Origin of the sequence: Hydrocoleum sp. CS-953, from assembly GCF_002260545.1 — a bacterium.
Classification (GTDB): Bacteria; Cyanobacteriota; Cyanobacteriia; order Cyanobacteriales; family Microcoleaceae; genus Trichodesmium.
Genome location: NZ_LGSU01001355.1, coordinates 1 through 10,783 on the forward strand (window position 1 = coordinate 1; position 10,783 = coordinate 10,783).

6 protein-coding genes and 4 pseudogenes are annotated in these 10,783 nt (G+C 36.4%); 3 read left to right on the forward strand and 7 right to left on the reverse strand.

Annotated elements, in window-relative coordinates:
* Positions 1–129: 129 nt before the first annotated feature.
* The 3 genes and pseudogenes from AFK68_RS25805 to AFK68_RS25815 all read left to right on the forward strand — a co-directional run.
* Positions 130–1,041 (forward strand): TaqI-like C-terminal specificity domain-containing protein, encoded by a 912-nt coding sequence (locus tag AFK68_RS25805; protein ID WP_143438258.1) that lies wholly within the window; start codon positions 130–132, stop codon positions 1,039–1,041.
* A gap of 208 nt (positions 1,042–1,249) precedes the next feature.
* Positions 1,250–2,236 carry a tRNA 5-methoxyuridine(34)/uridine 5-oxyacetic acid(34) synthase CmoB gene (gene cmoB / locus AFK68_RS25810; RefSeq protein ID WP_246844463.1) on the forward strand — a complete coding sequence of 329 codons (987 nt, stop codon included), beginning with the start codon at positions 1,250–1,252 and terminating at the stop codon, positions 2,234–2,236.
* A 147-nt stretch (positions 2,237–2,383) separates the two neighbouring features.
* A pseudogene (locus AFK68_RS25815) lies at positions 2,384–2,508 on the forward strand (DUF1698 domain-containing protein); the annotation flags it as partial.
* Positions 2,509–2,793: 285 nt separating this feature from the next.
* Here the strand turns inward: AFK68_RS25815 and AFK68_RS25820 are convergent.
* From AFK68_RS25820 to AFK68_RS42610, 7 genes and pseudogenes are all read right to left on the reverse strand, one after another.
* Entirely contained in the window at positions 2,794–3,114 is a 321-nt protein-coding gene (locus AFK68_RS25820) for an antibiotic biosynthesis monooxygenase (protein WP_094676284.1), read from the reverse strand.
* Between the two features lie 660 nt (positions 3,115–3,774).
* Entirely contained in the window at positions 3,775–5,334 is a 1,560-nt protein-coding gene (locus AFK68_RS25825; RefSeq protein ID WP_246844466.1) for a protein-arginine deiminase domain-containing protein, read from the reverse strand.
* 1,650 nt (positions 5,335–6,984) lie between these two features.
* Positions 6,985–7,623 (reverse strand): helicase-related protein (locus tag AFK68_RS25840; RefSeq protein WP_210407628.1); only part of this gene is annotated, 639 nt, incomplete at its 5' end.
* Between the two features lies 1 nt (position 7,624).
* A pseudogene (locus AFK68_RS46490) lies at positions 7,625–7,793 on the reverse strand (helicase-related protein); the annotation flags it as partial.
* A gap of 198 nt (positions 7,794–7,991) precedes the next feature.
* Positions 7,992–8,757, reverse strand: a pseudogene (locus AFK68_RS25850) (DEAD/DEAH box helicase); the annotation flags it as partial.
* A gap of 41 nt (positions 8,758–8,798) precedes the next feature.
* The coding region (locus tag AFK68_RS42605) for a CHAT domain-containing protein (RefSeq protein WP_246844464.1) at positions 8,799–9,593 on the reverse strand (795 nt) is incomplete at its 5' end.
* A gap of 1 nt (position 9,594) precedes the next feature.
* Positions 9,595–9,908: pseudogene (locus AFK68_RS42610) on the reverse strand (CHAT domain-containing protein); the annotation flags it as partial.
* Positions 9,909–10,783 lie beyond the last annotated feature (875 nt).

Sequence of the window (10,783 nt, forward strand, 5' to 3'; positions counted from 1 at the left end):
AACTCTTCTAGAGTGTCAAATAAATCTAACAAACAGGATGCTTGTGCTACTGTAACAAACTCTTCTAGAGTGTCAAATAAATCTAACAAGCAAGATGCTTGTGCTACTGTAAAAGTCTTAAATTGGGAGATGGGTAAACCTATTGATGATTTTATTAATATCTTTAATGAAGAGAGTTTTGAGATTGAACAAAAAGCACTAAAACCTGAAGGGTGGCAATTAGAAAATAATACAGTTTTACAGTTATTAGAGAAGTTGAAAAATACAGGGACGCCATTAGGAGAGTATGTTAATGGAAAGTTTTACTATGGGATTAAAACAGGGTTTAACCAAGCGTTTATTGTTGATAGGAAAACAAGAGATAGATTAATTAACAAACATCCTTCCTCGGAGGAGGTTTTGAAACCTTTTTTACGGGGTAAGGATGTTAAAAGATGGGTAGTTAATAATCCTGATTTATGGTTGATTTTTACTCGTCGGGGAATTGATATTAATCAATATCCTGCTATTTTAAATTATTTAAGTCAGTATAAAGAAAGGCTGACCCCTGGTATCAAAGGAGGAAGAAAAGCTGGAAGTTATCAGTGGTATGAAATACAAGATAATATTGCTTATTATAAAGATTTTGATACCCCTAAAATCTTATATCAAGAAATCGCAACTTATCAAGCTTTTTCTTGGGATACATCAGGGGCTTATTCTAATAATAAAACATTTCTCATACCTGATTCTAACTTATTTTTGTTAGCTTTGCTTAACTCAAAGTTAGTTTGGTTTTTCTTAGGTTATATAACTTCTAAATTACAAGGAGATGCGTTTGCTATGCAAACCCCTTATGTTTCTCAAATTCCTATCCCAAAACCGACAGACACGCAGGATGCGTGTGTTACCGAGATTGTTGATAAAATTCTTGAAATAAAACGCAAAAATCCTCAAACTGACACCACAGAATTAGAAAGAGAGATTGATGAGATAGTGTATCAATTGTATGGATTAACAGAGGAAGAGATTAGGATAATTGAAGAAAGCGTTAAGCGATGATCTATAATTAAAATCTCTGTTTTTTTTGAGAATCTTACTAATGAAACTAACAACAATTTATTTGCCACAAGAAACTGAAGCTAACCTACAAGAATTAGCCACTCAAATTTTTGTAACACAGGCTTCCAGCCTGTAACAAGCATCCTGCTTGTGTTACAAAAACTGTACCTCACAGAGGATGGTGAGGTACTTATAACTAATAACTGAAATGACTATGTTTAACAAAAATATCGGCTATATTTCCCCAGATTATTTATCTAAATACAACACCCCCATCAACACAGAAGCAATATTAAAAATCCGTCAAGAAAGACAAACAAAATTATTTGAACCCTCTAATCAAAAATACTATGAAGCAGTACAAACAATAACAGATATTCAAACCGACTTTTTCGACTTTTCCAATGCAGTTATCAAAGTAGGTAACTCTGATGAACTCTCCCCAGAGCAAAAACAACGTTTTATCCACTCCTTGCAAACATTTTGCCCCTGGAAAAAAGGTCCTTTTGAACTATTCGGCGTAACTATCGATGCAGAATGGCGTTCCGACTGGAAATGGGAGCGCATTTTGCCACATATTAGTTCTCTCAAAAATCGCAAAGTCGCTGACATCGGTTGCCACAACGGTTATTTTATGTTTCGGATGGCAGCTCAACAACCAGAATTAGTTATCGGTTTTGAACCCTACACTAAACATTTCTGGAATTTTCAACTTATCCAAAATATTGTCAAACAAAAAATGCTGGCATTTGAACTTTTAGGAGTCGAACATATTCACTACTATCCCCAATTTTTTGACACTATTTTTTGCCTGGGTATCCTCTATCATCACACTGATCCCATTGGTTTGTTGCGCAAAATGCGAGAAGCGTTAGCACCTAAAGGTGAAATTATTATTGACTGTCAAGGTATTCCAGGAGATTTACCAGTAGCGCTCACTCCCCAAAAACGTTACGCTCAAGCGCGGGGTATTTGGTTTCTCCCCACCCAGTCTTGTTTAGAAAATTGGATAGCGAGAGCGGGGTTTAGCGATATCAATTGTTTTTTTGCCGAACCTTTGTCGGTTGAAGAGCAACGACGCACTACTTGGGCAAATATTGATAGTTTGTCAGAGTTTCTGCATCCTGACGATCCATCTTTGACTGTTGAAGGTTATCCGGCTCCTTGGCGTTATTATGCGATCGCGCGGAAGTAGGGGAGTGAGGGAGTGGGGGAGTAGTAAAAAAAGTAATAACTAAGATTAAATTGACTCAGATTGGCAAAAAATTTATTATATCTGTATTAATTACTTAATTAATGGCTAAAATGTCGCCTAAGTATAGCATTACTTTTGCTAATTGGNAGCAACGACGCACTACTTGGGCAAATATTGATAGTTTGTCAGAGTTTCTGCATCCTGACGATCCATCTTTGACTGTTGAAGGTTATCCGGCTCCTTGGCGTTATTATGCGATCGCGCGGAAGTAGGGGAGTGAGGGAGTGGGGGAGTAGGGGAGTAGGAAGTGTGGGAAGGGTGGGGAGGTGTGGGAAGATAGAACTCCGTTCCGCTTAGGCGATCGAATCTTGTCTGCTTATGCAGTTTGGTCTGAATTCTAAATTCTAAATTCTAAATTCTAAATTCTGATGCGGGCATCTTGCCCGCGACTAATTTATCTGACTGAGATGAAATTCCCTCAGAATTTAACTTCTGACTTCTGAATTCTAAATTCAGCAGCAATTCTGAATTCTAAATTCTGAATTCTAAATTCCCCCTTACTCTGGTAAAATCTCAGTAACAGTCTCATAAAAATTAGTTTCTGGTGGTTTAGCAAATAAATGCGACATTTCTGCCAATGCTGCCTTATAAGCATCAGTTTGATTAGCATCCATATCTTCAACTCCTTCCCAAAAAATTACAGCAATACCTTTATCTGTTCCTGGCAACTGCAATAAATAAGCTCCTTTAAAACCTTCGTTATAAGTAGCAACTGCCTTTTCATAAAGTTCTTTTGCTTCTTGAAACTTTCCAGGTTTAAATTCTCCCAGAGCAACATAAGCATATTTATGCTTCAAAAAATCCATAAAATCTGACATTTTTTTCTCCCTTTCTACAAGTTTTAAATTGTTGGCTGTATTAGCACTTATATCATGTCCAGTTAAATATTTACCATTAGGAATAAATAAAATAAATATCTAAAACATTGAGATTTATTCCTTTCATTCCGTTCGAGTCGGAATGACTTTATAGTTAGTATTTATCCAGACATAATATCTGACCATTCAGCTATTAGCAGTCAGCTTTTAGCTGTTTCATAAATAATGAATATACACTCTCCTTTGTCAAGGTCAGTTTTTTTTCCAATACTTTTAATTATCCTTAAATCTATCAATACTAATTCCTGCTCAAAAGGTAATAAATTAATATAGCAATCCTAAATAGGTCGCGACAAATCAAAAAGTAGATAAAAAACTTGAAACTCCTACCTGTTGCCTCTTGCCTGTTGCCTGTTGCCTAAAAAGCAGTAAGATTTTTGCCACGAATAAAATAGGATTGCTATAGCTGACTACTGACTGCTAACCGCTGAATCCTTACCGAAAAATACAGGTATAAAGCCTCTCCTTTTAAGGATAAAAAAAGTGCTAGGATATTTCCTTATATTCAATCCTCTCAATTTTAACCAGAGGTAATTATAAATTATCAATTATCCATTAATGAATCAAACCATTCTTAATAGCTAATTACTAATTTCTATATTATCTCATACCTGTCACATCTAAATTTTGCACCCTAAACTCTGACATATTATCAGATAAAGATTCCCAGAAAGGATGATTTTTTCCTAAGCGAGTTGTATTCGTAGCATCATGAACATTTCCTCTTAATTGTTGATAATATCCATCATCCATAAAATTAATATTCAAACTAGAATCAGCCACCAACCTGCGGAATTTTTCCTCAGTATAATCTCTGCCATTAATTAATGCTCCTCCAGGATTTGAAACCAATAATTCTCCATTAATTACCACCGAATTAACCATATTTGGCCACCAAGAATAACCGCTATATCCAAACATAGCTGGCACTTGAATTATCTGGTCATCACTGAGATTAAATTCCTGTTTTAACTTCTCAATTAATGGGTTTAATTTTTCCCTTTGTAAATAGAGATTATGCTGAATTAACTTAGAATTTTTCAACGCAGCCCTAACTGTTGTTTGAGTGCTTAAACCACGATTTATAGCAGCTTGCCCATAGCCTTCTTCACTTAGTTCTTCTAATAATTTTACCCCCGCTTCTGGACTCACAATTAACATTAAAGGTTTGCCAAATTTACTAGGAATAAAACTAATAATTTCATCTACATGACGAATCATTAACCAAGAAGTATCAACATCCACTGGCGGACCCTGAATTCTTTGTGCTTTAATGAAGTCAATAATATCAGGATTCATACCTACTTCTCCGGCTTTACCATAATAAACTCTTCCCATAGGATATCCCGGCAAAGGTGGAGTCACTTCTAGATTTCCATAAGCATCTGCCCACCTATTTAGAGGATCTAGTTGTCTGGGTTTACCGACTTCAAACCAACCAAAATTCTCTTTGAGGAGACTTCTAGCATAGCGATCGTTCTCTCCTGGACGGTTAGCTTTGAGAGCAACATTCATATTGCGCATTTTACCTTGACTGGGAAACTGCACATAACCTATTTCTTGAGTATCTTGCATCCAGGTAGTGCCACCAGGATTAATTTTTGCTGTTGCACCTGTTTTTTCAATAATTTCTCTGATTTTATCAATAAACTCTTGATTAGCATAACCTCGTTCGCTAACGTGAAGTTCTTTAACGGCAGCAGTGTTAGGAGACATCAACCAAGGAACTACACCTATTTGAATACTATCAGAAGCAATTTGTCTACCATTTTTTTCAGCGATCGCCTTCAAATTAACTACTCCTTTCCAGTTGCGATCGGCAAATTGTTTAGCTTCTACACCTAATACTATTTTCTCCCTGGGTATTAACGCTTCAGTACCAGAAATGTCTACTGGTTGCCATCCAGATTCTGTTTTTTGAAATACATTAATATAGCTAGTAACATCTGTGTCTGTAGAAATGTATATTTGAGCATCCCTATAGTTTTCTGCCAATTGAATATTAACAATAGCTAAATCTTCTACATCACTTTCACCATTAACATCCCCATCTCGCCAGTCTGGGATTCGATCACCATTATCATCATCATTATTAAATAACATCAACGCACCTTCTGATAAAGACCATTTTTCTCTGCCTGACTTATCAGCTTCATCCACTTCCCCATCTCTGTTAGTATCACCATAAATTGTGAAACNGAATATTAACAATAGCTAAATCTTCTACATCACTTTCACCATTAACATCCCCATCTCGCCAGTCTGGGATTCGATCACCATTATCATCATCATTATTAAATAACATCAACGCACCTTCTGATAAAGACCATTTTTCTCTGCCTGACTTATCAGCTTCATCCACTTCCCCATCTCTGTTAGTATCACCATAAATTGTGAAACCAGGAGATAAACTATATGCAATAGGTGGATAATTTGTTGTTTTGGGAGTTGTATTATTTTCTATATTTTCTTCCCATTTTCTTGCTGCTATTACTTTTTCATAACAAGCAACTGCTAAATACCCCTGATATTCGATCATTTTTTCGATCGCCTTATCTGTCATCAATGAATCTTGAGGTATTTGACGCAAACTATCAATTGCATCTAACCATAGATTTTCTGCTTCTTGCCAAGTTTGATAATTTGCCTCTGTTTTTTTTCCTTTTGCTACCGCATTAGTTGCTATACTCAGTGCTTGCTTCCAACTTTGAGCAGCTTTTTCTTCTTTAATAATTTTTGCTTCTACACGGCGGAAGTCTTTCAGAGTTTTTTCATATTGTCGTACTTGGAATTGGTATTGCCAAGGTTCTCTTACTTCTTGGAGATTTGGCATTTTAGAGACCTTATTANTTTGAGCAGCTTTTTCTTCTTTAATAATTTTTGCTTCTACACGGCGGAAGTCTTTCAGAGTTTTTTCATATTGTCGTACTTGGAATTGGTATTGCCAAGGTTCTCTTACTTCTTGGAGATTTGGCATTTTAGAGACCTTATTAAGTTCTACTTTTAGTTTGTCTCTAATCTGGTAAAGTTCTGGTAGTGAACTTACTTTTTTAGGAATTTCTATGTTGCTGTTAATCGACTTGATAGTTTCCAGCACAGAAACTTCTGAGTTTGCTTTCTTAGGAACTAAAGGTTGTGCCACTGCTTGAGGTAGAGGCACCCAAATAATTCCTACTAATGCTCCAACTGTATTGACTAGAGCTATTTTAACGTATCGCATCCAACGCATAGTATACATCCTCGATATATACTTGAGAATTTTACCTGATTTCTGCCAACTCATACCGTTTTACGGAAGTCAAAATTAACAAGTCAAAAGTCATTTCAGTTATCAGTTAACAGTTAACAGTACCTCCTACTTCAATAGGAGGCTTGAAATCTGATTTTCCTACAGGAGTCAGAAGGGAAGAGAGGAGAAACTAAAGTATAAAAAGGAGAAAGTTTTTTTGATCACGCTCTTATCCAGATACGATCGGCTGTTAAGCATTTAAAACACATCTTTGTTGTCTGCCTAGTTAAGAATACAACGTTATTACTTCTAACTTGCTAAGACACATTTAAAATGCGTCTTAGCTTACCATATAATTAAGGTTTAAAGCCTCTCATGATCAAGGAGAAACAATGAATTTATTTTCCTTTTATCAATCCTATCCGTTTTAGGGAGAGGTAATTATCAATTATCAATTATCAATTATCAATTATCCATTATCAATTATCCATTATCCATTATCCATTATCAATTATCAATTATCAATTATCAATTATCAATTATCCATTATCCATTATCAATTATCCATTATCAATTATCCATTAATGAATTCTTCCTTCCCTAATACAATTATCACAATGACCGCAACGCATATTTTCAGCTTCCTGAGAAAAACCAAATGCTTCTAATAAAAACTGCCATCGACATTTTCTAGTAGAAAAATATTTATTCATTTCCTCAACTCCCGAACTGTAATTTAAAGATACTTTTTTACCACTACTAGACTTATTAATAATATAATTAAACGGGTCACGCCATCTCAATTTTCCAGAAGAATGCAGAATAGATAAAGCGATCGCTGCATCAGGAAATTCATCTATCAAACTATCAATATTTCCCGTAGTTGGCAGTTGTTTAATTAATTTTTCTGCTGCTTGATATTGCGACCTTAATTTATCCATTAAAAACTTTTGTCTTTGTTTATCTTCCGGGTCTAACCAACCAGTCGGTTCGCTAATTAAAGTTAAAGCTTCTGCTGGTTTTCCGTCTCTACCTCCCCTACCAACTTCTTGAATATATTCTGATAAAAGTGATGGTGCTTGAAAATGTATTACCCATCGCACATCTGGTTTATTTATTCCCATTCCAAAGGCAGAAGTACAGACTACAAAATTTATTTCTCCACCTATCCAAACTTTCTCAATATGTCTTCTTTCTTCTGCACTTAAACCTGCATGATANCCATTCCAAAGGCAGAAGTACAGACTACAAAATTTATTTCTCCACCTATCCAAACTTTCTCAATATGTCTTCTTTCTTCTGCACTTAAACCTGCATGATAAGCTGTAGTTTGATAATTTTTTTCTCGTAAGATTTCTGCTAATTTTTCACTGTCTTTTCTGGTTCTCACATAAACTAAACCTGCTTGTTTTTCTCTGGCTTTGATAAACTTAAATAATTGTTGACGGCGACTTCTGGGAGTACAAATATGTTGAATTTTTAGGTGTAAATTATTTCGGTAAGGGCTGAGTAAAAATGGTTTTGGATTTTGTAGTTTTAGGGTAGTTTTAATAATTTTTTGCGCTTGAGGATCGGCAGTTGCGGTGANTTCTCACATAAACTAAACCTGCTTGTTTTTCTCTGGCTTTGATAAACTTAAATAATTGTTGACGGCGACTTCTGGGAGTACAAATATGTTGAATTTTTAGGTGTAAATTATTTCGGTAAGGGCTGAGTAAAAATGGTTTTGGATTTTGTAGTTTTAGGGTAGTTTTAATAATTTTTTGCGCTTGAGGATCGGCAGTTGCGGTGAATGCTGCAATAGCAATATTTGTACCTGGTGGTTTAGATTTTATTAGCGCTGGTCTGACTGCTCCTAAACGTCTATAAGCAGGGCGAAATGTTTCTCCCCATTGTACTAAGCAGTGAGCTTCATCTAATATTAAACCGTTGATTTTTGTCTGGGGTTGAGATAGTAAATTCCATATTTTTTGGTTGAATAATGTTTCTGGGGAAAGGTAGAGTAGTCTGAGTTTATTTTGTTCTAATTTTTGGAATGTTTGTCGTTTTTTTTGTGGGGTAAGTTGACTGTGGAGTAGGGCGGCAGGTAGGGAGCGATCGCTTAATTCTTGTACTTGGTTTTCCATTAGGGCAACTAGGGGAGAAATGACTAATGTTAAGCCAGTTTTTAGGAGGGCGGGAAGTTGAAAACATATTGATTTTCCGCCTCCGGTTGGCATTATTATTAGGGCATCTTTTCCTGTTAATAAGCAGTTAATTATTTCTCCTTGTGGGGGTCGAAAATCATCGTATCCCCAGATTTTTTTGAACGTTTCTTTGACTGTATTCCAGGATGTTTGTTCTGAGTTTTTCATTATCAATTATCCATTATTAATTATCAATTATCCATTATTAATTACCAAGGACTACCAATCATAGTAAACCCCGCCCAATAATAAGGATGAGATAAATTATTATTCTCAACATCTCCTAACGCCGATGGTAACACCACCGCACCACGGGTTCCACTTCCCCTTAACTCACCACCTGCAATAACGACCTCTCCTCGCAACATTGCTAATTGCGCCTGTCTTAACGCCTCCGCCTTAATCTTGGTATTATTTAGGTGAGTATAAAATTCTGTCATCAACCCCAATGTTCCTTCATCACTCACATACCAAATACTTGCTAAAGCTGATTTCACTCCTGCTGCTACTGCTAACCCGGCAAAACCCAATTCGGCGTTTTTGTCTCCCATAGCAGTCTTACAAGCAGATAATACCAACAAATCAACCGGGGGTTGACTCCAACCTAACTCCCGAATTTGGTCTAGTCTTATTTTGTCATCACCCCATAACTGAATATAGGAAGTGCTGGGGAGACCTGGTAAAAATTCTGCATGAGTGGCTAAGTGAATAATAGGATAAGGATAATTTTTTCGTTCATTCAACAAATTATTACGAGTAAATTCTTCATTAATAAATTTACTACCTTGCCATAACTCTTGAGAAATAGTTTCTAACTCCACAGGTACTGCTGGTAAAGGACTTTCAGATGTAAATTTACTGGCTCCCATTGCTAATACTTTAGTATCTTGAAGAGGGCGATAATTAGTATCCATTAAACTCACACTAGGAATTAAACTGAGGCTATAATTTTCAATTAAAAATTGTTTTCCGTCGTGTAATGCAGCAATAGGTAAACTTCGTAANCTGGCTCCCATTGCTAATACTTTAGTATCTTGAAGAGGGCGATAATTAGTATCCATTAAACTCACACTAGGAATTAAACTGAGGCTATAATTTTCAATTAAAAATTGTTTTCCGTCGTGTAATGCAGCAATAGGTAAACTTCGTAAACCTTGATCCATACTAAATAATAAAGTATCAATGTGAGCATCTTCTAATTCTGCTGAGATAGGTGCAATTAACCAATTATATAATTGTTGTGCTGGAGGCAGATAACTATCAGTATAACGACGAGCGGGATTTGTAATGTGTGCGCGTAACTTTAATACAGCTTTCATTAGCTGTTTACGGTTAGCATCAGGAATAGTTTTGAGGATAGGGTCGCTACCTGGCGTATATAATATGAGTTGCAGTTCTTCTGGGTAAGCAGTGACATAGATAATGGCTGAATTTTTGCCTGTTTGACGGGCGATATCCGTGAGAACTTCTCGAATATTTTCTGTAGATGTGATTTGACTTGATAGTTCTTTTCCAAAGTAGTCGGCAAATTCATTGTTGCGATTTTGTTCTATCCTTGTCAATGTTTGGGAATTTGCCGTTACAGTTAGGGGCGTACTATTGATAGTATTGATGTTTCGTAAGGCGTTAGCAGTATTTGTGTTCAGGTTGCCTTGCTGATCGTCGCTCTGTTGGTTGGAGAGATTAGGATTATTTGCAGTAGTTATCGTACTGTCACTTTGCACTAATTGGAGAGTGTTGGTTGTGACAGAATTGTTAGATGGAGGAATATTTTCAGGTATGGCAGGTGGAGTTACTGGCGGTTGGACTTGAGGTGTAGGAGGTGGAGTTACTGGCGGTTGGACTTGGGATGTAGGAGGTGGAGTTACTGGCGGTTCCACTAAGTTATCTACAGGAGCTGAAGTTACTGGCGGTTCCACTAATTTAACTACAGGAGTTGGAGTTACTGGGGGTTCCACTTGAGGTGCAGGAGGTGGAGTTACTGGTGTTGGAGGTAATGGTTGTGGCGAAATATTTCCTGTTAGTCTTGGTGGTGGGCTAATTTCAATGATTTCGCCAGTATTCAATTCTCCACCTGGTTGGTTGGTAATACTTGTCGTATCGCCTATTACTATTTGGTCTCCAGTATTAATATCGCGTCCGGCTTGGTTGTTAATAGTAGCATCTCCATTTTCTGTAGTAGCTATTTGGTCTC

Excerpts from the sequence above, each read along its gene's own strand:
- cmoB (WP_246844463.1), top strand. The coding sequence starts at position 1,250 with ATGACTATGTTTAACAAAAATATCGGCTATATTTCCCCAGATTATTTA.
- AFK68_RS25805 (WP_143438258.1), top strand. The coding sequence starts at position 130 with ATGGGTAAACCTATTGATGATTTTATTAATATCTTTAATGAAGAGAGT.
- AFK68_RS25820 (WP_094676284.1), bottom strand. The coding sequence starts at position 3,114 with ATGTCAGATTTTATGGATTTTTTGAAGCATAAATATGCTTATGTTGCT.